General features: G+C 72.4%; 21 protein-coding genes. 13 read left to right on the top strand and 8 right to left on the bottom strand.

Features of this window, described 5'->3' with window-relative positions:
- Positions 1-6: 6 nt before the first annotated feature.
- Positions 7-963 carry a DMT family transporter gene (locus ACFC79_RS33640; protein ID WP_376248291.1) on the top strand — a complete coding sequence of 319 codons (957 nt, stop codon included), beginning with the start codon at positions 7-9 and terminating at the stop codon, positions 961-963.
- Between the two features lie 72 nt (positions 964-1,035).
- On the opposite strand, the gene ACFC79_RS33645 is transcribed toward ACFC79_RS33640, so the two are convergent.
- Positions 1,036-1,731, bottom strand: a complete 696-nt coding sequence (locus ACFC79_RS33645; protein WP_376248293.1) for a pyridoxamine 5'-phosphate oxidase family protein — start codon at positions 1,729-1,731, stop codon at positions 1,036-1,038.
- 35 nt (positions 1,732-1,766) lie between these two features.
- Between ACFC79_RS33645 and ACFC79_RS33650 the strand changes: the two genes are divergently transcribed.
- Complete coding sequence (locus ACFC79_RS33650) at positions 1,767-3,098, top strand: aminotransferase class I/II-fold pyridoxal phosphate-dependent enzyme (RefSeq protein ID WP_376248296.1); 1,332 nt, start codon at positions 1,767-1,769, stop codon at positions 3,096-3,098.
- A gap of 25 nt (positions 3,099-3,123) precedes the next feature.
- Here ACFC79_RS33650 and ACFC79_RS33655 read toward each other — a convergent pair whose 3' ends face one another.
- Complete coding sequence (locus ACFC79_RS33655; protein ID WP_376248299.1) at positions 3,124-4,161, bottom strand: DMT family transporter; 1,038 nt, start codon at positions 4,159-4,161, stop codon at positions 3,124-3,126.
- Between the two features lie 73 nt (positions 4,162-4,234).
- Here ACFC79_RS33655 and ACFC79_RS33660 point away from each other — a divergent pair, with 73 nt between their 5' ends.
- Positions 4,235-5,152 carry a LysR family transcriptional regulator gene (locus ACFC79_RS33660; protein WP_376248302.1) on the top strand — a complete coding sequence of 306 codons (918 nt, stop codon included), beginning with the start codon at positions 4,235-4,237 and terminating at the stop codon, positions 5,150-5,152.
- 18 nt (positions 5,153-5,170) lie between these two features.
- On the opposite strand, the gene ACFC79_RS33665 is transcribed toward ACFC79_RS33660, so the two are convergent.
- Positions 5,171-5,647 (bottom strand): pyridoxamine 5'-phosphate oxidase family protein, encoded by a 477-nt coding sequence (locus ACFC79_RS33665; protein ID WP_376248305.1) that lies wholly within the window; start codon positions 5,645-5,647, stop codon positions 5,171-5,173.
- A 169-nt stretch (positions 5,648-5,816) separates the two neighbouring features.
- On the opposite strand from ACFC79_RS33665, the gene ACFC79_RS33670 reads away from it, so the two are divergent.
- Positions 5,817-6,518 carry a cysteine hydrolase gene (locus ACFC79_RS33670; protein ID WP_376248308.1) on the top strand — a complete coding sequence of 234 codons (702 nt, stop codon included), beginning with the start codon at positions 5,817-5,819 and terminating at the stop codon, positions 6,516-6,518.
- Here ACFC79_RS33670 and ACFC79_RS33675 read toward each other — a convergent pair.
- Positions 6,502-6,966, bottom strand: a complete 465-nt coding sequence (locus tag ACFC79_RS33675) for a Rieske (2Fe-2S) protein (RefSeq protein ID WP_376248311.1) — start codon at positions 6,964-6,966, stop codon at positions 6,502-6,504. The genes ACFC79_RS33670 and ACFC79_RS33675 overlap by 17 nt on opposite strands.
- A gap of 565 nt (positions 6,967-7,531) precedes the next feature.
- Between ACFC79_RS33675 and ACFC79_RS33680 the strand changes: the two genes are divergently transcribed.
- From ACFC79_RS33680 to ACFC79_RS33710, 7 genes are all read left to right on the top strand, one after another.
- Complete coding sequence (locus ACFC79_RS33680; RefSeq protein WP_376248314.1) at positions 7,532-8,389, top strand: HipA family kinase; 858 nt, start codon at positions 7,532-7,534, stop codon at positions 8,387-8,389.
- Positions 8,386-8,769: a DUF3037 domain-containing protein gene (locus ACFC79_RS33685; protein WP_376248317.1), complete on the top strand. Its 384-nt coding sequence runs from the start codon at positions 8,386-8,388 to the stop codon at positions 8,767-8,769. The genes ACFC79_RS33680 and ACFC79_RS33685 overlap by 4 nt, the downstream gene beginning before the upstream one ends.
- A gap of 287 nt (positions 8,770-9,056) precedes the next feature.
- Positions 9,057-9,818: a 3-oxoacyl-ACP reductase FabG gene (gene fabG, locus ACFC79_RS33690; RefSeq protein ID WP_376248319.1), complete on the top strand. Its 762-nt coding sequence runs from the start codon at positions 9,057-9,059 to the stop codon at positions 9,816-9,818.
- A gap of 20 nt (positions 9,819-9,838) precedes the next feature.
- Positions 9,839-10,594: an SDR family oxidoreductase gene (locus tag ACFC79_RS33695; RefSeq protein WP_376248322.1), complete on the top strand. Its 756-nt coding sequence runs from the start codon at positions 9,839-9,841 to the stop codon at positions 10,592-10,594.
- A 118-nt stretch (positions 10,595-10,712) separates the two neighbouring features.
- On the top strand, positions 10,713-12,293 hold the full coding sequence (locus tag ACFC79_RS33700) for an ABC transporter substrate-binding protein (RefSeq protein WP_376248324.1): 1,581 nt from the start codon (positions 10,713-10,715) through the stop codon (positions 12,291-12,293).
- A gap of 86 nt (positions 12,294-12,379) precedes the next feature.
- Positions 12,380-13,063 (top strand): uracil-DNA glycosylase, encoded by a 684-nt coding sequence (gene ung / locus ACFC79_RS33705; protein ID WP_376248327.1) that lies wholly within the window; start codon positions 12,380-12,382, stop codon positions 13,061-13,063.
- A 158-nt stretch (positions 13,064-13,221) separates the two neighbouring features.
- On the top strand, positions 13,222-13,707 hold the full coding sequence (locus ACFC79_RS33710) for a hypothetical protein (RefSeq protein WP_376248330.1): 486 nt from the start codon (positions 13,222-13,224) through the stop codon (positions 13,705-13,707).
- A gap of 55 nt (positions 13,708-13,762) precedes the next feature.
- Here the strand turns inward: ACFC79_RS33710 and ACFC79_RS33715 are convergent, their stop codons facing one another.
- Complete coding sequence (locus tag ACFC79_RS33715; RefSeq protein WP_376248333.1) at positions 13,763-14,197, bottom strand: hypothetical protein; 435 nt, start codon at positions 14,195-14,197, stop codon at positions 13,763-13,765.
- A 393-nt stretch (positions 14,198-14,590) separates the two neighbouring features.
- Between ACFC79_RS33715 and ACFC79_RS33720 the strand changes: the two genes are divergently transcribed.
- The gene (locus tag ACFC79_RS33720; RefSeq protein WP_376248335.1) at positions 14,591-15,496 is read left to right on the top strand and encodes a Gfo/Idh/MocA family protein; all 906 of its coding nucleotides are present in this window, start codon (positions 14,591-14,593) and stop codon (positions 15,494-15,496) included.
- A gap of 133 nt (positions 15,497-15,629) precedes the next feature.
- Here the strand turns inward: ACFC79_RS33720 and lnt are convergent, their stop codons facing one another.
- Positions 15,630-17,243, bottom strand: a complete 1,614-nt coding sequence (gene lnt, locus ACFC79_RS33725) for an apolipoprotein N-acyltransferase (RefSeq protein ID WP_376248337.1) — start codon at positions 17,241-17,243, stop codon at positions 15,630-15,632.
- A 128-nt stretch (positions 17,244-17,371) separates the two neighbouring features.
- Complete coding sequence (locus ACFC79_RS33730; protein WP_376248340.1) at positions 17,372-18,223, bottom strand: universal stress protein; 852 nt, start codon at positions 18,221-18,223, stop codon at positions 17,372-17,374.
- A 266-nt stretch (positions 18,224-18,489) separates the two neighbouring features.
- On the opposite strand from ACFC79_RS33730, the gene ACFC79_RS33735 reads away from it, so the two are divergent.
- Positions 18,490-18,744 carry a LapA family protein gene (locus tag ACFC79_RS33735; RefSeq protein WP_376248343.1) on the top strand — a complete coding sequence of 85 codons (255 nt, stop codon included), beginning with the start codon at positions 18,490-18,492 and terminating at the stop codon, positions 18,742-18,744.
- A 279-nt stretch (positions 18,745-19,023) separates the two neighbouring features.
- Here the strand turns inward: ACFC79_RS33735 and ACFC79_RS33740 are convergent, their stop codons facing one another.
- Positions 19,024-19,896, bottom strand: a complete 873-nt coding sequence (locus tag ACFC79_RS33740; protein ID WP_376248346.1) for an undecaprenyl-diphosphate phosphatase — start codon at positions 19,894-19,896, stop codon at positions 19,024-19,026.
- Positions 19,897-20,029 lie beyond the last annotated feature (133 nt).

A 20,029-nucleotide genomic window follows, 5' to 3' on the forward strand; every position in this document is an offset into this window, starting at 1 on the left:
AGTCACGTGTCGAACCCTGCTCTCGGCCTGCCCGTCGGGCGGAGCCTCATCTATCTGATCGTCGCAGGCGTGGCCTGGGGCACCGCCGGGGCCGCCGCCTCGCTGATCTTCGCGGCCAGTGACATGGGCCCGCTGGCCCTGTCGTTCTGGCGCTGTGCCGGCGGCCTCGTGCTGCTGCTCGCCGTGCTGCCGCTCAGGCCCCGGCGCGCGGCCGGGGCGCCGCAGCCGCGCGGTCGCCGACTGCTGCGGATCCTCGGCACCGGGCTGGGGCTCACCGTCTTCCAGAGCGCGTACTTCGCGGCCGTCGAGGTGACGGGGCTCGCGGTCGGCACCGTCGTCACACTCGGCGCGGGTCCCGTGTTCATCGCGGCGGGCGCGCGACTGACCATGGGGGAGCGGCTGGGGCGCGGCGGCTTCGTCGCGGTGGCGGGTGCCCTCGCCGGGCTCGTCGTCCTGGTGCTGGGCGGCGACGGGGCGACGGTGCGTCCGGCCGGGGTCGCGCTGGCGCTGCTCTCCGCGGCCGGCTACGCGGCCATCACCCTGCTGACCCGGTGGCTCGGCCGCGACGGCGGCGCCGCCGACCCGCTCGCCACCAGCGCCTGGGCCTTCGGGGTCGGTGCCCTCGGACTGCTGCCGATGGCCGCCGTCGAGGGATTCGTCCCGCACACCGGCCAGGCGGTTCAGGTGGTGACGCTGCTGGTGTACGTGGCCGCGGTGCCGACCGCGCTCGCCTACGCGCTCTACTTCGCGGGCGCCGCGGTGGTGCGGGCCGCGACCGTGTCCGTGATCATGCTGCTCGAACCGGTCAGCGCCGCCGTCATCGCCGTCACCGTACTGCGCGAACGGCTCACCGCGGCCACCGCCGCCGGCACCCTGCTGCTCCTCACGGCCGTGGCCGGGCTGGCGTACGCCGAGGCGCGCGGCGCGGCCCGCGCCCGCCGTCGCGCACTTGTCACCGGCTGACCGCCTGCGCGGGCCCGCCCGAGCGCGGCGGGCCCGCCCGGAGGACTGCCGACGCGGTGTTTTGGCGCCGGTTCAGAGCGCGGTGATGTAGTCCGGAACCGGGATGGCGGGGTCCAGGTCGTCGGAGGGGACCGGCGCGGCGCATCCGCGGGCGAGCGGCACCACGCCCGCCCAGTGCGGCAGCGCGAGATCGCCGGGTTCGTCGTTGGGTCCGCCGGTGCGGATCTTGGCGGAGACCTCCTGGAGGTCCAGGCGGATCACCGCCGTCGCGGCCAGCTCCTTCGCGTCGGCGGGCCGTGAGTCCGCGGACCGGCCCGGCACCGCCTGGTCGACGATCGCGTCCAGCGCGACACGCCGTTCCTGCGGGTCGGTCACCGTGCGCGCGACGCCGTGGACCACCACGGAGCGGTAGTTGATCGAATGATGGAAGGCGGAACGTGCGAGCACCAGCCCGTCGACGTGCGTCACGGTGAGGCAGACGGGCAGGCCGGGGTCGGTCCGACCGGCTTCCCGCAGCGGCCGGGAACCGGTCGAGCCGTGTACGTAGAGCCGTTCGCCGATCCGGCCGTAGAGCGTCGGCAGGACGACCGGCGCGCCGTCGCGGACGAAGCCGAGATGGCAGACGTACGCCCCGTCGAGTATCGAGTGGACCAGCTCCCGGTCGTAGGCCGCGAGTTCACGGGCCCGGGTCGGGACGGTGCGCGCGGTCGGCCGGTATCCGTTCGCGGGGTCCAGGCCCGTGGACTGCGGTTCTGCGGTGTCCGACATTGCGTACTCCATTGCGCTAGTGCATAATTCCATTTGTGCTAGGAGAGTATCGGATCGTCGGTCGGCGCGCAGCGGAAATCGCCGCCAGTGTGGAACGGGGCGTCGGGTCGGGCGAGCTGGCGCCCGGTCAGGTGTTGCCGCCCATGCGGGAGTTGGCGCAGCTGCTGGGGGTCAATCCCCATACGGTGGCGGCGGCCTACCGCACGCTTCGCGAGCGCGGGGTCATCGAGACGGCAGGCCGCCGGGGCAGTCGGGTGCGGTCCCGCCCGGCGAGCACGGCACGGGGCTCGCTCCGGGTGGAGGCCCCGCCCGGCGTGCGCGACCTCGGCACCGGGAACCCCGATCCGGCGCTGCTCCCCGCGCTGGGGGAGGCGTTCGCGGCGGCGACGGACGCGTACGCGCGCAGGCCGGGGATGTACGGGCAGCCCGCGGTGGAGCCGGGGTTCGCGGCGGCCGCCCGGGCCGCCCTGGACGCCGACGGCGTGCCCGAGGGAGCGGTCGTCGCCACCTCCGGCTCATTGGACGCGATCGAGCGCGTCCTCGGCGCGCAGCTCCGTCCCGGTGACACGGTGGCCGTCGAGGACCCCGGGTGGGGCGCCATGCTGGATCTCGTACCGGCGTTGGGACTCCGGCCGGTGCCCGTCGCGCTCGACGACGACGGGCCGCTGCCCGACGCCGTCGAGCGGGCGCTGGCCGCGGGAGCCCGGGCCCTCGTGGTCACCGACCGCGCGCAGAACCCGACCGGCGCGGTGATCGGCGCCGCCCGCGCCGCCGAACTGCGTGCCGTCCTCGCCGGACACCGCGACGTCCTGCTCGTCGAGGACGACCACGGCCACGGCATCGTCGACCTGCCGCTGCACCCGCTGGCGGGCGCCACCGACCGGTGGGCGTTCGTCCGGTCCGTGGCCAAGGCGTACGGCCCGGATCTGCGGGTCGCCGTGCTCACCGGCGACCCGGTGACCGTCGATCGGGTGTCGGGCCGACAGGGGCTCGGGCCCGGCTGGGTCAGCACACTGCTGCAGCGGGCCGTGGTGCACCTGTGGCACTCGGGGGCCGTCGACCAGGCCGAGGTGGCGCGGGCGTACGCGGAGCGGCGGGACGCCCTGGTGCGGGCGCTGGCGGACCGGGGCGTGGAGGCCCACGGGCGCAGCGGCATGAACGTCTGGGTGCCGGTGAGCGACGAGACCGGGGCCGTGGCGCGGCTGCTGCACGCGGGCTGGGCGGTGGCACCCGGTGCACGGTTCCGGATGGTGGCGCCGCAGGGGATCCGGCTCACCGTCTCGCCGCTCACCGCGGCCGACCTGGCGCCCCTGGCCGACGCGGTGGCCGCCGCCGCGGGACCGGCGACGCCGCTGGGCTACGGCTGAGCCGGGCCCGCCGGACGATTCCGGATCACGTCCGGTCCGCGGGTCCCCGGCCGGATCCGCCGCCGCGTGTCCGGCTCGTGGTGAGGGCGGCGCCCGCCAGGATCACGAGGGCGCCGACCGGTGTGTTCCAGCTCAGTCGTTCGCCGAGCACGACGACTCCGGCCGCGGTGGCGACGACCGGGATGAAGTAGGTGACCATCTGCGCGGTCGTCGGACCGACCTCCTCCACCAGGCCGTACTGCACCAGTACCGCGAGGCCGGTGCCGAGCGCGCCCAGGGCCACCACCGCGAGGGTCGGGAGCAGCGGGAACGTCGCGGGGAAGGTGGTGAACAGCGGGGTCACCAAGGCGATCTGCGCCGTTCCGAGGAGAAGCTGACTGCCGGTCAGGGCCAGGGTCGACGATCCGCTGCCCGACAGTGTCCTGCGGACGTAGATCCATCCGACCGGGTAGCTGAGCGAGGCCAGCAGGGCCATCGCCGTGCCGCCGAAGTCCAGTCCGGAGAAACCCTGCCAGGCACCCAGCACGGTCAGCACGCCGAGGAAGCCGAGGCCGAGTCCGGCGACCCTGCGGCGGGTCGGCCGGTCCTCCGAGAGGGCCACCAGGGACAGGGCCATGCCCCAGAGCGGTGATGTCGCGTTGCAGATACCGGCCAGGGTCGACGGGATGGTCAGCTCCGCGTGGGCGAAGAGCGAGAACGGCAGGGCGTTGAGGAAGAACGCGGCCACGGCCAGGTGGCCCCAGGTGCGCGGGCCGCGGGGCAGCGGCTCCCGCCGGACCGCCATCGCGACGGCCAGAACGGCCGTACCCGCCACGAGGCGGCCGAGGGTGACCTGGAACGGGGCGTATCCGTCGGTGCCCACCTTGATGAGAAGGAAACTGAAGCCCCAGACGAGCGCGAGCGCCCCGAAGCGTATTCGCCAGTCCGTCCTCGGCCGGAACGCGCCGGACGGCGGTGCGGGGCGCGCCTGCGCAGTCGGTTCCGGGCCCGGCTCCGTGCTGACTCGGGCGGGGGCGGTGGGTCCGGCGGGCGGAACGGTGCCCGGGGCGGCGGATGAGCTCATGGACCCACGATGGCGAAGCCGATCACGTAGAACAAGTGAAACTTTCTGTGTCGACTCCCTTAGCATCACTTACATGTTGAACCTGGAGCGCCTGCGCACCCTGGACGCCCTCGCCCGGCACGGCTCGGTGAGCGGCGCTGCCGAGGGCCTGCACGTCACCACGTCGGCGGTCTCCCAGCAGATGGCGAAGCTGGAACGCGAGGTGGGCCAGCGACTCCTTGCCAAGAACGGGCGCGGGGTGCGGCTCACCGACGCCGGGCGCCTGCTCGCCGACCACGCGGCGCGGATTCTTTCCCAGGTCGCGCTGGCCCAGTCCGACATCGAGGCGCAGCGCGGAGAAGTGGTGGGCGAGATCCTGCTCTCCGCCTTTCCCACGGCGGCACGGGGGCTCCTCCCCGAGGCGCTGCGCACGCTGCGCGCCGACCACCCCGACCTGCGCGTCCGCACCAGGGAATGGGAGCCCGAGGCCGGAATCCGCGGTGTCATCAGGGGCGACATGGATCTGGCGGTCGTGCTGGACTGGAGCAACAAGCGGCTGCCGGTGCCCGGCGGCCTGGCGCGGGCCCACCTCCTGGACGACGTGCCGGACATCGCCATGCCCGCGGGCCACCCGCTCGCGGAACGCGCGGAGGTGGATCTGGAGGAGTTCGCCGACGACGAATGGGTCTCCTGGCCCGAGGGCGAGTTCTGTCACGACTGGCTGATGTTCACGCTGCGCTCGAAGGGATTCGAACCGCGCATCGCGCACCTGGTGGGCGAGCATCACACCCAACTGGCCCTGATCGCTGCGGGGATGGGTGTCTGCGTGACACCGCGGCTGGGGCGCGGGCCGGTGCCCGACGGGGTGCGGCTGGTGCCCGTGCGGCAGCGGATGCGGCGGCATGTGCATGCCGTGTGGCGGGCGGACGCGGATCGCCGCCCGTCGATCCGGGCGGCGCTGGCCGCGCTCGGGGCGGCCGCCGACCGGGCGACGGGCGAGATGCCGTCGTAGGGCGTCCCGCGGGTGGGCTCAGGCGGCGGGCGGCGTCGCGAGCTTTCTGAAGTCCCATGAGGTGATGGCCTCCGGCGTGAGCCGCAGCCACGCGTGCCGACCGTCGTGCGGCATGGTGTCCAGCCCGAAGTACTTCCTGGCGAACAAGCTTTCCGGCACGGCGAGTCCGGGGCATTCGGCGCCGGTTCGGGGGGCCTCGCCGACAAGGGCGGCGCTGCCGGAGAGTTCGACGCCGCGCAGTTCTCCGTACTCCACCCCGTCGTCCACGACCACCGCGATCCTCGGATCGGTGCGCAGCTGCGACCAGCGCAGACTGTGGGTGATCGAGTAGAGCCAGAGTGAGCTGCCGTCCCACGCGAACCACAGCGCACCGACGTGCGGGCGGCCGTCCGCGGACACGGTGGCGACCCGGCAGGTCCGCTGCTCGGCGAGATAGGAGTCGCGTTCCGCCTCGGTCATCATGATCCGACGGCCCCGGCGCTGTGTGGTGGTCACGGGTGCTCCTCACGTTGACTGACTGGGCGTCAGAAAGCATGCGGTCTCTTCCCCCGTCACGCAATGGCGGCTAGCCTCGCGCGCCCGGCCGACCGCGTGCCCGTCCGTACCCGCCCGTGCGCGGTCGCCGGTCGTCCGCGGAGTCGAACCTGCACCGAAGGGGTCTGCCGTGCCGTCGAACGAACTGCTCCCCGAACGACTTGCCCGCCAACTCGATCCGGCGAGCTGCGTGCTCATGACGGTCGAGTGCCAGCAGGGCGTCGTGGGGCCCGGGAGCGCACTGCCCGAACTGGCCGAGGAGGCGCGGTCCTCCGGAACGCTGCACCGCGTGGCCCGACTCGTCGCCGCCGCCCACGGGGCCCGGGTCCAGGTATTGCACGCGGTGGCCGAGCGCCGCCCCGACGGGCGTGGTTCCAACGACAACGCGCGGCTCTTCCGGGCCGCTCGCCGGCTTCCCGTGCAGCAGCACCCGGGCACCGCGGCGGTCCGCATCGCCGAGCCCGTCGAGGTGTCGGACGATGACCTCGTCGTGCGTCGGCTGCACGGCCTCTCGCCCATCGCCGGGACGGACGTGGACGCGCTGCTGCGCAACCTGGGCTGCCGGACACTCGTCGTCACCGGGGTCTCGGCCAACGTCGCCGTTCCCAACGCCGTGTTCGACGCGGTGAACCTCGGCTACACGGTGGTCGTGCCGTCCGACGCCGTCGCGGGGGTGCCCGCCGAGTACACCCCCGCGGTGATCCGTCACACACTCGCCCTCGTCGCCACCGTCACGACCACCGAGGCGGTGCTCGCATGCTGGCGCGGCCGTCGTGGGGCCGACGCCGCGCCGGACGACCGGCCGGGACCGGGGCCTACGCCTCCAGCGTGATCGATCCGTTCTCGACCCTGATCGCCCGGGTGGGCAGGGGGCGGGTGGCGGGCCCCGACGCGACCTCGCCGCTCGCCGCGTCGAACCTGCTGCCGTGGCACGGACAGTTGATGGTGCCGTCCGACACGCTCGACACCGTGCATCCCTGGTGGGTGCACGTCGACGAGAACGCCTTGAAGTCACCGGACGCGGGCTGCGTCACCACCACGTCCCGGTCGGCGAAGACCTTCCCGCCGCCCTTCGGGATGTCGGCCGTCCTCGCCAGGACGTCCCGGCCGCCGTCCGTGCCGCCGTCCGTGCCGTCGTCCGCCGGTCCGGCCGTGTGCGAACGGCTCGCCTCCTGCCGGCTGCCGCAGGCGGTGAGTGCGGCGGCCACCGAGGCGGCCCCGACCGCCGCGACGACGGTCCGACGCCCGGGACGGATCTCGTCGTCCTGCGATGTGCTCACGTGGGCTCTCCCTTCCGGGCAGCCGCGGCTGCCCGATGTGCGCGACTTCGGTCTTGACGGTCCGTGCGCACGGCGCGGGGCGTATGCGCGGCCGGAACCGCGTGCGTTCCGCGGTCGCGGTCCGGGACCCTCATCGTCATCGGCACGGTGCGACGCCGTCATGAGCGCGCGGGCACGCCCGGCCGCCCCCGGGAGCGCCCGCGCACGGCGCACGTCGGCGAAAAGCATCCGGGTGGCGGAGGAGCCGCTGCGCTCAACGGGTGTCGGGGCCGGGCGGCGCGGACTGCTGCCGCCGCCCCCGCGCAGCGCACCGGTGTGCCGTCCGGGGGGCCTGGACGGGCCGCGACAGGGGACGAGTGCCGGACCCGTCTGCGCGGCCGGGAGACCCGCGGCGGCGGTCCGGGCCCATCCGCCGTGATCACCGGCACCCGCGCCCCGTCGGTGTCATCGCAGGGGCTGTCCCGCGCCCCGTGGCCCCGGGGCCGGCCGCGGGGACGTCCGGCACCGCAGGGGCGGTGCGACGTTCCGTGGATCGGCAGGTGCTCGCGCCGGATAGCCTGGGGAAATGCTCACCGAAGTCACAGCGACCCGCTACGTGACGCCTTTGCGTGAAGGCGGATCGCTGCCCGGGATCGTCGAGGCCGACGACCTCGGCACGTATGTCATGAAATTCACCGGAGCCGGGCAGGGACGCAAGACGCTGGTCGCGGAGGTCGTCTGCGGACGGCTCGGCCGTCGGCTCGGTCTCCGTGTGCCCGAGCTCGTGCAGATCCAGCTCGACCCCGTCATCGGGCTCGCCGAGCCCGACCAGGAGGTCCAGGAGCTCCTGAAGGCCAGCGGCGGTCTCAATCTCGGGATGGACTTCCTGCCCGGTTCCATCGGATTCGACCCGCTGGCCTACCAGGTGGATCCCCGGGAGGCCGGACGGGTGGTCTGGTTCGACGCGCTGATCAACAACGTCGACCGGTCGTGGCGCAATCCGAACATGCTGGTCTGGCACGGCGACCTGTGGCTCATCGACCACGGCGCCACGATGATCTGGCACCACAACTGGCCCGGCGCGCAGGCGTCGGCCGCCAAGCCGTACAACGCGTCGGACCACGCGCTCGCCCCGTTCGCCCCCGACATCGCGGCCGCGGCCGCCGAACTCACGCCGCTGGTCACCGAGGAACTGCTCACCGAGGTCACCGCGGACGTGCCCGACGAGTGGCTGGTCGACGAGCCGGGGTTCGACTCCACCGACGAGTTGCGCCGTGCCTATGTGGAGGCGCTGCTGTCGCGTGCCGCGACCATCCACGAGCGGATCACGACGGACGGCCCCACAAGGACCGAGCCGTCCCGCGCGCCCGGCTGGCTCACCGAGCACCTCACCGAGTGGCCGCACCCCACCAGGAAGCAGAAGGACGAGGGCGGCAGCCGATGAACGAGCGCGATGTCTTCGAGTACGCGCTGCTGCGTGTGGTGCCGCGGGTGCAGCGCGGGGAGTTCTTCAACGCGGGCGTCGTCGTCTACTGCCGCGCGCGCAGCTTCGTCGCCGCCCGTACGCACCTCGACGAGGCCAAGCTGAAGGTCCTGGACCCGGCGGCGGACGTGGTCGGGGTGCGGGCCGCCCTGCACGCCGTCGAGGGGGTCTGCCGGGGAGGCGAGGACGCGGGACAGGCGGCCCGCGACGACGCCGGGCGCCGCTTCCGCTGGCTGATCGCGCCGCGTTCCACCGTGATCCAGCCGAGCCCCGTGCACAGCGGCCTCACCAGCGACCCGGAGGCCGAGGTCGAGCGTCTGCTCGACCTGCTGGTGCGCTGACCGGTCGTTCCGCCGGTCGTCCTGCCGATGGCGGGGCGGCCGGCCTTTTCGTCCCGTCGTCCCCGGGGCGGCTCGGGCTCCCCGCCCTGTTGCACGGTGGTGCCGGGGTGTGACATGCGCCCTTGCGGCCGCGCGCCGTTGACACCGGGTGCCGGGGCTTCTAGCGTCTCGACCGACGAAGGTACTAAGCGGTCGCTCAGACCCGGGGGTCCGACCCGCGCGAGGTTGGCGCGCCGGACCGCCCCGGCGTCGGCCGAGCGGCCAACCAAGGGCGAGGAGAACCCAGCATGTCCACCACCGAGCAGCGTGTCGCCATCGTGACCGGAGCGGCGCGGGGCATTGGCGCCGCCACCGCGGTACGCCTGGCGGCCGAGGGCCGGGCGGTCGCCGTACTCGACCTGGACGAGGCGGCCTGCAAGGACACCGTCGAGAAGATCACCGCCGCCGGGGGCCGTGCGCTCGCCGTCGGCTGCGATGTGTCCGACGGCGCCCAGGTGGAGGCCGCGGTCGCACGGGTCGCCGCCGAGCTCGGTGCTCCGACGATCCTCGTCAACAACGCGGGCGTGCTCCGCGACAACCTGCTCTTCAAGATGAGCGAGTCCGACTGGGACACCGTGATGAACGTGCACCTCAAGGGCGCGTTCCTGATGGCGAAGGCCGTGCAGAAGCACATGGTGGACGCCAAGTTCGGCCGGATCGTCTCGCTCTCCTCCTCCTCGGCCCTCGGCAACCGCGGCCAGGCCAACTACGCCGCCGTCAAGGCCGGTCTGCAGGGCTTCACCAAGACGCTCGCCAAGGAACTCGGCAAGTTCGGCATCACCGCCAACGCCGTCGCGCCCGGCTTCATCGTCACCGAGATGACCGCGCAGACCGCGGCCCGGATCGGCATGGGCTTCGAGGAGTTCCAGGCCGCCGCCGCCGGCCAGATCCCGGTCCAGCGCGTCGGCCGTCCCGAGGACGTCGCGGGCGCCATCGCCTTCTTCGCGGGCGACGAGGCCGGCTTCATCTCCGGCCAGGTCATGTACGTCGCCGGCGGACCGCTCAACTGACCCGGAGGGCTACGGACATCATGACTGCGCAGGACAGTGGGAAGGTCGCCCTCATCACGGGGGCGAGCCGGGGAATCGGCTACGGCATCGCCGAGGCGCTCGTGGCCCGCGGCGACCGGGTGTGCATCACGGGACGCGGCGAGGACGCGCTCCGGGAGGCCGTCGAACGGCTCGGCCCCGACCGGGCGATCGCCGTGGCGGGCAAGGCGCACGACGCGGCCCACCGGGCGGTGGTCGTCGAACGCACCATGGAGGCGTTCGGCCGGGTCGACTTCCTGATCAACAACGCCGGGACGAACCCGGTGTTCGGCCCCATCGCGGACCTCGATCTCGACGTCGTCCGCAAGGTCTTCGAGACCAACGTGGTCTCGGCGCTCGGTTTCGCGCAGCTGACCTGGAAGGCGTGGCAGAAGGACAACGGCGGCGCGATCGTCAACATCGCCTCGATCTCCGGCGTCACCGCCTCCCCGCTCATCGCCGCGTACGGCATGAGCAAGGCCGCCATGGTCAATCTGACCCTCCAGCTGGCGCACGAGTTCGCGCCCGTCGTCCGGGTGAACGCGATCGCCCCGGCGGTCGTGAAGACGAAATTCGCCCGGGCGTTGTACGAGGGCCGTGAGGCGGAGGCCGCCGCGGCCTATCCGCTCGGCCGGCTCGGGGTCCCGGAGGACATCGGCGGTGCCGCCGCATTCCTCACATCGAGCCAATCGGAGTGGATCACCGGACAGACGCTGATGGTCGACGGCGGAATGTTCCTGAACGCGGGGGTGGGCTGAGATCGGCCTGAGCGGATTTCGCCGAGAATGACTCAAGTGCCCTGTCGGGCCTGCGGATTGACCCGACAGGGCGCTGCGGTATGGTCTGCCGACCCATGGTTGATCGAGGAGTGTCCACGTGTTCTACCGGGCCAGACTGCAGGCCGCTGCGGTCCTTGTTTCCCTTTCTCTGCTGGCAGGCTGCGGACTTCTTTCCGACAGCGGCTCGGAAGGGGAGCAGAAGCTTGTCGTCGGCACGACCAGCTCGCCCTCCACCCTCGATCCCGCGGCGGCGTGGGACAACTCGTGGGAACTGATGAGGAATGTGTTCCAGACCCTGGTGAGCTTCCCCACCGGCAGCACCCGCCCCGAGCCGGATGCCGCCGAGTCGTGCCGGTTCACCGACACCACCAGCACGGCCTACCGGTGCAAGCTGCGCAAGGGGCTGAAGTTCTCCAACGGTGAGGCACTCGATGCCGAGGCGGTGAAGTACTCGATCGACCGGATATCGGCTCTCAAGGTCAAGGGCGGCCCGGTCGGCATGCTCGGTTCGCTCGACCGGATCGAGACCATAGGGGACGACATCGTCGTCTTTCATCTCGCCAAGCCGGATGCGACATTCCCGTTCATACTCGCCACGCCCGCGATGTCGCTGGTGGCGCCGGGCGACTATTCCGAACACAAGATCCGCGACGACGGCAAGGTCACCGGATCGGGGCCCTACCTGCTGGATTCGTACAAGCCGGGGAACCGGGCGGAACTGGTGCGGAACCCGGACTACAAGGGATTCGCCGACCGCAAGAACGACGCGGTGACCATTCGGTACTACAAGGAATCCGCACCCGTCGTCGCGGCGCTGAAGAAGAACGAGGTCGACGCGATCTACCGCGGTCTGACCGCGGAGGAGGTCGTCGACCTGGAGGAGGACCAGAACGAGAACGGCCACGTGCAGATCGTCGAGACGGTCGGTGCCGACATCCGGTTCCTGGTCTTCAACCCCGAGGATCCGGCCGCCGGCAACGTGGCCGTGCGGCGGGCCATGGCCCAGCTCATCGACCGGGACGCGCTGGTGACCAAGGTCTACCGGGGCACCGCCGAACCGCTGTACTCGATGGTCCCCAAGGGCATCGGCGGACACACCACGAGCTTCTTCGACGCCTACGGCGAGCCGGACGCGAAGAAGGCCGCGCAGATCCTCCAGCGGGCGGGCATCACCAAGCCGGTCGCCATGACCTTCTGGTTCACCACCGACCGCTACGGCTCCTCCACCGCCCCCGAGTTCGACGAGATCAAGCGTCAGCTGGAGGCGTCCGGACTTTTCCGGATCACGCTGAGGAGCAAGCCCTGGACGGAGTTCCAGGACGGCTTCAACAAGGGCCAGTACCCGGTCTTCGGCCGTGGCTGGTTCCCGGACTTCCCGGACCCGGACAACTTCATCGCCCCGTTCGTGGGCAAGAACAGCATCACCGGAATGCCGTACCTGAAGAACGAGATCACCGACCGGCTGCTGCCGCAGACCCGCAAGGAGAGCGACCGGGGAGCGGTCAGCAAGCAGTTCGAACGGGCTCAGAAGATCCTCGTCGACGACGTGCGGATGCTGCCGCTCTGGCAGGGCAAGCTGTACGTGGCCTCGGGCGAGGACATCGGAGGCGGCGAGCGCGCTCTCGACCCGCAGACCGTCATGCAGATGTGGGAGTTCTACCGCAAGGCGAGCTGGTAGCCCGGCGGGGGATGGCAGGGGCCGTTGTCAGTGGCCCCCGGTAGGTTCTCGGGTGAAGAACGTATTAGCTACCGGAGGTTGTTGACGTGACCGACACCGACCTGCTGCCCGAGTCCTGGCGCGGCGTCCTCGGCGAAGAGCTGCAGAAGCCCTACTTCAAGGAGCTCACCGAGTTCGTCGAGGAGGAGCGGGCCAAGGGGCCGGTCTACCCGCCGCGCGACCAGGTGTTCGCCGCGCTGGATGCCACGCCGTACGACGACGTGAAGGTTCTCGTCCTCGGCCAGGACCCGTACCACGGCGAGGGACAGGGGCACGGCCTGTGCTTCTCCGTGCGGCCGGGCGTGAAGACGCCGCCCTCCCTGCGCAACATCTACAAGGAGATGAAGGAGGAGCTCGGCCTGCCCGTCCCCGACAACGGCTATCTGATGCCCTGGGCCCAGCAGGGAGTGCTCCTGCTCAACGCGGTGCTGACGGTGCGCGCGGGCGAGGCGAACTCGCACAAGGGCAAGGGATGGGAGAAGTTCACCGACGCGGTGATCCGCGCGGTCGCCTCCCGGCCCGACCCGGCGGTCTTCGTGCTCTGGGGGAACTACGCGCAGAAGAAGCTGCCGCTGATCGACGAGACGCGCCACGTGGTCGTGAAGGGGGCGCACCCGTCGCCCCTCTCCGCCAAGAAGTTCTTCGGTTCCCGTCCGTTCACGCAGATCAACGACGCGGTGGCGGCGCAGGGGCACGAGGCCATCGACTGGCGCATCCCCGACCTGGGCTGACGACCGCGCCCCGGACGGGGCCGGGGAACGCGTCCTCCGGTCCGCCGGAGGACGCCGTGCGATGGACCGGGGACGGCGTCCGCACGAGCCTCAGCGGGATCGGCCGCCGTCGGCGCTAGCGTCGTGCGGAAACGGGTGCACCGGACAGGGAGGCCGCGATGACCGAGCAGCGGGAGGCGTCGAAGAACGCCGTCATGACCAGGATCGGCCAGGCGGTCATGCTGCTGCACGGCGGCGACCGGGAGGAGGCCCGCAACCGCCTCGTCGGCCTCTGGTCGGAGATCGGCGAGGACGGCGACGCCCTGCACCGGTGCACCCTCGCCCATTACATGGCCGACGCCCAGGATGATCCGGGCGACGAACTCGCCTGGGACCTGCGGGCGTTGACGGCTGCCGACAGTGTGTCCGGCGAACGCGCGGCACAACACGCCGACGCGCTCGCGGTACGGGTCTTCTACCCGTCGCTCCACCTCAACCTCGCGGCGGACTATGTGAAGCTCCAGCGTCCCGACGCGGCCCGAACCCATCTGGACCGGGCACGCGCCGCCTCCGGGGCGCTCGCGCAGGACGGCGCGGACGACGGGTACGGGGGAGGAATCCGCGCGGAGATCGCGCGGATGGAGCTGCGCCTGCGGGAGATGTGAGCGGGTGGCCCGCCGGGAATCCGGACGGGCCACCCGCTCGTCGTTCTCCCCGGGGTCAGTGGCCGTAGGTGTCGTCGCAGATGCGTGACTGCGGGCTGCCGGCGGGCCAGTGCCCGTAGCCCCGGCCCAGCGCGCAGACGCCCTTCCCGGTGACGGGGGCCGGCCGACGCGGTACGGGCACGGACACGACGGGCGGTGCCTGCCGGGGGCGTGCCGGGGCGGGCTGCTTCCGCTGCCGGGGCGGGCGGGGCGCGGCGCGGCGAGCCTCCGCCGACGGTGCGGGCGCCGGTTCCGATGCCTCGGCGGACACTTCGGCGCCCAGGCTGTCGTGGACCGGGGGCCGGGCGGTCTGCGGCGTCAGGTCCTGGGCGGGCCTGCTGTTCCCGGGCCGCGGCGGAACGCCCTGCTGCGGCGTCACGGACACACAGCCGGACAGCGCCGTGACCGCCACGCAGACGAGGAGCTTCACGGTGGTTCTGGTTCGTTGCACCTGCTCAACTCTGCTGTGCCGGTCCGGCTCCGTGTGAGCCGGACGGCGGGGATTGGCCCGCACGAGTGACTCCGGTCGGCGCAACGCCGCTCCGCGGGCCGCTGCCGCACGCCGCCCGGCCCGGCCGCCCCGACGGCGGTTCGGCCGGCCCGCACGCCGCGTCCTCGACGGGAACCCCCTGCCGGGTGGCACCGGCTCCCGTCCGCGCCGCGGTTCGGGCCTGCCGCGGTGCTCGACGGCACCACGCGCCGGTGCCCGACGCGGCGGACGTATGCTGCCGGGACGCAGCGGGCGCACAGGCCACCGCAGCCGCCGGACCGAGTGGCCCGACGGGGCGCACCCGTCCGGCGCACCGTGCGCCGGACGGCGCCGGAACTCCGGGAGGGAGACCCAGTGAAGGTCGGTTGCATCGGGCTCGGCGACATCGCGCGGAAGGCGTATCTGCCGGTTCTGACCACGGTGCCGGGGGTCGAACTGCATCTGCAGACCCGTACCCCCGCCACACTGACCGCCGTCGCCGAGACCTACCGGATCCCCTCCCGGCAACGCCACGCGGACCTGGAGTCCCTGCTCGCCCAGGGGCTGGACGCGGCGTTCGTGCACGCGCCCACGGCCGCGCACCCGCAGATCGTCGGCAGGCTGCTGGAGGCGGGCGTCGCCACCTACGTCGACAAACCGATCGCCTACGAGATCGCCGATTCCGAACGGCTGGTGCGCCTCGCCGAGGAACGCGGGACGAGCCTGGCCGTCGGCTTCAACCGGCGCACCGCGCCCGGCTACGCGCAGTGCGCCGAGCACCCGCGCGAACTGATCCTCATGCAGAAGAACCGGGTCGGGCTGCCCGAGGACCCGCGCACCATGGTGCTCGACGACTTCATCCATGTCGTGGACACCCTTCGCTTCCTCGTCCCGGGGACGGTCGAGCACACCGTCGTGCACGGCAGGATCGTCGACGGCCTGCTGCACCATGTCGTGCTGCAGCTGTCCGGACAGGGATTCACCGCCATCGGCGCGATGAACCGGCTCAGCGGTTCGGTCGAGGAGCGGCTGGAGGTCTCGGGCCAGGACACCAAGCGCGAGGTCGTCGATCTCGCGGAGGTGATCGACCACAAGGGGCAGCCGAGCGTGAGGCGGCGCGGGGACTGGGTTCCGGTGGCCCGCCAACGTGGCGTCGAGCAAGGTGTGCTGGCCTTCCTCGACGCCGTGCGGGCCGGCACGGTGCTCAGCGCCCGGGACGCCCTGGAGACGCACGAGCTGTGCGAGCGCATCCTGCTCGAACTGGACCAGGCCCCGCTCTGACCCCGACGGCGCGGTGACCGGTCGCCCGCGGCGAACCGGTCCCGGTCGGGCGGCTTCGGCCCGGTCCCCGCGCGGGCGCCTACGGTTTCCGGCGCCGTTTCCCACCGGTGGGCCGGGCGGGAGCGGCCGGGGCTCAGCGGCCGGCGCCCGGCGCGCGGGCCGAGGCCGTCGCCGAACCAGCTCCCCGCCCCGTGTCGCCGCGCCTCCGCAGCGTCCGCGCACCCGCGCAGGCGCAGTACAGGGCGAGCACCGCCGCAGCACCGACGAGCGGCCAGGAACCCCACCGGACGAACAGGGTGGTGCCGGATGCCAGCGGTACGTCGAACACCGCGGCCCCGCTCGTGTCCGTACCGAGCGGGGCACCGACGCGCTCGCCCCGCGGACCGTACACCGCGCTGACCCCGGTGAGCGTGGCATGCACCACCGGGCGGCCGTTCTCGGCGGCCCGCAATGCCCCCAGCGAGGCGTGCTGCTCGGGTGCCCAGCTGTGCTGGAACGTCGAGGTGGACGACTGGTCGACCAGCACCTGCGCACCGTTCCTGGTCAGCCATCGGCTCATGTCGGGGAACGCGGACTCGAAACAGATCAGTGGTCCGATGCGCAGGCCCCGCCCGCCGACGGCCGTCGGCAGCTCCATCGTGACGGGCCGGGTGCCCCGCAACCGGTCCTCCCCGGCCGCCCGGCCCACTGACGTGACCCAGCCGAGCACCGAGCGGGCCGGGACGTACTCGCCGAACGGCACCAGCCGCATCTTGTCGTAACGATCCCCGGTCAGCCCGTTCGGCCCCACCAGCAGGGAGGACTTGAAGATCCCCGACCGGTGCGATCCGTCGGTCTGCCGGGCATCCGCGTTGATCAGCACGTCCGCGCCCACCCGGCGCGACAGCTTCGCGATCCGGCGGGTGACGTCCGGGTGCCGTGCCGGATCCACGCCGACACTGCTCTCGCCCCACACCACCAGATCGAGATCGCGTCCCACCAGTGATCCGGTCGGCCGCTCACCGACCGCGAGCCGCCGTTCGACACTGTCCGGGCCCGTGATCACTCCGGGTTGCACCACGGCGATCCTGGCCCTGCCGGACAGCTGGGGCTGCGGAGCCCATCGCGCCGTCGCACCCACCGACAGGGCGCACACCGCGACGCCGACGACTCCGACCGCACGGGCGGAAGCAGCCACGAACAGCAGGGCGACACAGGTGTTCACCGCGACCACCAGCAGGCTCACCAGCCACACACCACCGACGGACGCCACCCTGAGCGCCGGAGCCACCTGCCACTGGCTCGCACCGAGCAGCCCCCACGGACCGCCGAGCCCCTGCCAGGAGCGGACCGCCTCGATCAGCAGCCAGCCGCACGGCACCACGACGGCGGCCGTCGCGGCCGCCGTCGCGGACACCGGTCCGCGCAGCAGCCGGTGGACCAGGAGTCCCCACGGGGCCCACAGCAGACCCAGCAGCGCCGCCAGGACCAGGAGGAACACATGCAGGCTCGGCAGCAGCCAGTGGTGCACGGCGAGCAGGAAGCCCGCCCCGCCGAGCCAGCCGTCGAGCGCCGCCCGCCGTTCCGTGGCGGCGGACCGGATCAGCAGCAGCCACGGCACCAGGCACACGTAGGCGAACCACCACAGCGACGGCGCCGGGAACGCCGGCGCGGGCAGCGCACCGACGAGCATCGCGAGGAACCCGCGCCACGGGCCGGAACGCGGAATCCGGGCGCGCCCCTCGCGCCGACCGGCCGGAACCCGCATACCGCGCCTCCTCGTCCCGCCTGATCAGCAGTGTCGCCCCAGGACCCCCGTTCCGCAGTTCTTCCCCGGACCGGCGCGACAGAAGCGCGGCGGGCGCGGCCGGTCCGCGAGGTCCGGGCGGCCGACGGTCAGCAGGGCACCACGGCCACCGGGCCGAGCGCGTGGCCGAGTGTCGTCTGGGCGACGGGGGAGAGGCCGAGCCCGAGGGACTCGCCGCCGCGCCGCCGCCCGACCACGGTCAGGGCCGCGGTGGCCGAGGCCGTCACCAGAGCGCGCGAGGCGGATCCGCCGACCGATTCCCTGACGACCTCGACCTGCGGGTACTTCTCCCGCCAACCCGCGGTGAGCTCGGCGAGGGTCCGTTCGGCCGCACCCGCCGCGGCGTCCCGGTCGAAGACGGGGCCGCCGGACAGCATCGAGGAGACCATCGTCCAGCCGTGCACGATCCGCAGCCGTGCGCCGGGCCGGGACGCGGCAGTGGCGAAGGCGAAGGCGAGCACGTCCTCGCTGCTCTCGTCGGCGGCCACGCCGACGACGATGTCCGAGGACGTCTCCTGCCGGCTCTCCTCGGGCGGTTCGCCGTGGACGACGACGACGGGGCACTTGGCCATCGAGGCGATCGCCATGCTGTCGGAGCCGAGCAGCAGCGAGCGGAAGCCGCCCAGACCCCGTGAACCGACGACGACCAGGGACGCGTCACGGCTGAGCGAGGTGACCGCCGCCGAGGGATAGTCCATCGGGGTGAGCGTGGTCGGGTGCAGGTCCGGGGCGACCCGGGACACCCTTCGCACGCACAGGGTGAGCAACTCCTCCGCCTCGCGTCGCTGCGTCTCCCGGACCGCGTGCGGCATCGGTGTGCGGGCGTGCACGACGACGAGCGCGAGCCCGCGGCGCACCGCTTCGTGGGCGGCCCAGTCCAAGGCTTCGAGACTGTGCGACGAGCCGTCGACAGCTGCGATCACGGGAGGCTCGGTGGTCATGGTTTCCTCCAACTTCCTGCGGTACGCGTTCCAGGCTGGTACGCGCGCACGGCGTGCGGCAGGGACTTTCGGCCCCATCTGCCGGAGGATCCGGCCCCTGCCCGGGTCGGCCCGCGCCACGGCCCGGGCCGTGTCCGCACGGCAGGTCCGGCGGCTCGTGCGAGGCCATCGGCACTCCGGGGCAAAGGCCGGTGCCGAGCCGGACCGTCGGCGGCCCCGGCCCACCGGACAAGCCGACATCACCCGAATCGCCCGATACTGGGACCATGGCACAGAAAACGACCCGACCGCATGCTCCGTCGACACTCTCCGTCAAGGGCCGGGACATCCGGATGCGCACCATCGGAATCGTGGTACTGGCGGCCGCCGCGATCTGGTTCATCGCGGCGAACACCGCGTCGGTGGACATCCGTCTGTGGATTCCGGTCCTCACCCTGCCGCTCTGGGCGGTGCTGGCCGCGACGCTGCTGGCGGGAATGGCCATCGGAGGGCTGATCGTCCGCCGTCGGGCCAGGCGCTGAGCCCCTCACGACGGGCGGCCCGGTCCGGCGCCGTCACCGGCTGAGGGCATCGGCCCCGCCGTCGGGGCGCCGTCGTCCGGCCAAGTCGTGCGCGACGGGCGTCGGTCCGACGGCGCTAGGCCGTGTCTGACAATTCCACGCGGGCGGGCGCCGCCCCGCACGGGCCCTCGCCGCGTTGCCGAAAAGCCCTGGTAGCTCCGCTACAAGGACTTCCCGGCGCCTTGCGATGCACCGCACAGGACGACGCCCGCTGATCCACGCGGAATTGTCAGACACGGCCTAGCCCGCCGACTCACCGGCATGCGGGCTCAGCACCCCGGCCGCCACCAGCGCGAACAGAACCAGTCCGAGGAGCACGCGGTAGATCACGAACGGCATGAAGCTCTTGGTCGTGATGAACTTCATGAACCAGGCGATGACGGCATAGCCCACGCCGAACGCGATGACCGTCGCGAAGATCGTCGGCCCCCACGCCACATGGCCCTCGCCCGCGTCCTTCAGCTCGAAGACGCCCGATGCCAGCACCGCCGGGATCGCCAGCAGGAACGAGTAGCGCGCGGCGGCCTCGCGCGTATAGCCCATCAGCAGACCGCCGCTGATCGTGGCGCCGGAACGGGAGACACCCGGGATGAGCGCCATCGCCTGGCAGAAACCGAAGATCAGGCCGTCCTTGACGCCCAGCTCCCTGAGTGTCTTGCGCTCCTTGCCGGCCCGGTGCTTCCCGCCCCCCTCGTCGCGGGCGGCGAGGCGGTCGGCGAAGCCGAGGACGAGGCCCATCACGATCAGCGTGGTGGCGATCAGCCGCAGGTCGCGGAACGGCCCCTCGATCTGGTCCTTGAGCGTCACGCCGAGCACGCCGATGGGGATGGACCCCACGATGACCAGCCAGCCCATCTGGGCGTCGTGGTCGCCGCGCATCGACCGGTCGACCAGCGAGCGGAACCAGGCCGAGACGATCCGCACGATGTCCTTGCGGAAGTAGATGAGGACGGCCGCCTCCGTGCCGATCTGGGTGATGGCGGTGAACGCCGCGCCGGGGTCGTGCCACCCGGCGAACGCCGCGGTGAGCCGCAGATGCGCGCTGGAGGAGATCGGCAGGAACTCGGTGAGTCCCTGAACAAGGCCCAGGACGAACGATTCGAACCAGTTCATGGGGCTGTGGCCATCCCGGAGGTGTTCGTGCATCGGCCGACAGCCGTCGGGGCCGTCGGAAGCATGCGGATATGCGGTCAAAAGAGGGCAGGGTCGTATCAGGCCCGGAGACCCTCGGTCGGTCGCGGGCAGG

This window comes from Streptomyces sp. NPDC056061 (assembly GCF_042266885.1).
Lineage (GTDB): Bacteria > Actinomycetota > Actinomycetes > Streptomycetales > Streptomycetaceae > Streptomyces.

What these genes read in the sequence shown, in the direction of transcription:
- ACFC79_RS33645 (WP_376248293.1), bottom strand. Translation starts at nt 1,731, where the DNA reads ATGTCGGACACCGCAGAACCGCAGTCCACGGGCCTGGACCCCGCGAAC.
- ACFC79_RS33655 (WP_376248299.1), bottom strand. Translation starts at nt 4,161, where the DNA reads ATGAGCTCATCCGCCGCCCCGGGCACCGTTCCGCCCGCCGGACCCACC.
- ACFC79_RS33660 (WP_376248302.1), top strand. Translation starts at nt 4,235, where the DNA reads ATGTTGAACCTGGAGCGCCTGCGCACCCTGGACGCCCTCGCCCGGCAC.
- ACFC79_RS33680 (WP_376248314.1), top strand. Translation starts at nt 7,532, where the DNA reads ATGCTCACCGAAGTCACAGCGACCCGCTACGTGACGCCTTTGCGTGAA.
- ACFC79_RS33685 (WP_376248317.1), top strand. Translation starts at nt 8,386, where the DNA reads ATGAACGAGCGCGATGTCTTCGAGTACGCGCTGCTGCGTGTGGTGCCG.
- fabG (WP_376248319.1), top strand. Translation starts at nt 9,057, where the DNA reads ATGTCCACCACCGAGCAGCGTGTCGCCATCGTGACCGGAGCGGCGCGG.
- ACFC79_RS33695 (WP_376248322.1), top strand. Translation starts at nt 9,839, where the DNA reads ATGACTGCGCAGGACAGTGGGAAGGTCGCCCTCATCACGGGGGCGAGC.
- ACFC79_RS33710 (WP_376248330.1), top strand. Translation starts at nt 13,222, where the DNA reads ATGACCGAGCAGCGGGAGGCGTCGAAGAACGCCGTCATGACCAGGATC.
- lnt (WP_376248337.1), bottom strand. Translation starts at nt 17,243, where the DNA reads ATGCGGGTTCCGGCCGGTCGGCGCGAGGGGCGCGCCCGGATTCCGCGT.
- ACFC79_RS33730 (WP_376248340.1), bottom strand. Translation starts at nt 18,223, where the DNA reads ATGACCACCGAGCCTCCCGTGATCGCAGCTGTCGACGGCTCGTCGCAC.
- ACFC79_RS33735 (WP_376248343.1), top strand. Translation starts at nt 18,490, where the DNA reads ATGGCACAGAAAACGACCCGACCGCATGCTCCGTCGACACTCTCCGTC.
- ACFC79_RS33740 (WP_376248346.1), bottom strand. Translation starts at nt 19,896, where the DNA reads ATGAACTGGTTCGAATCGTTCGTCCTGGGCCTTGTTCAGGGACTCACC.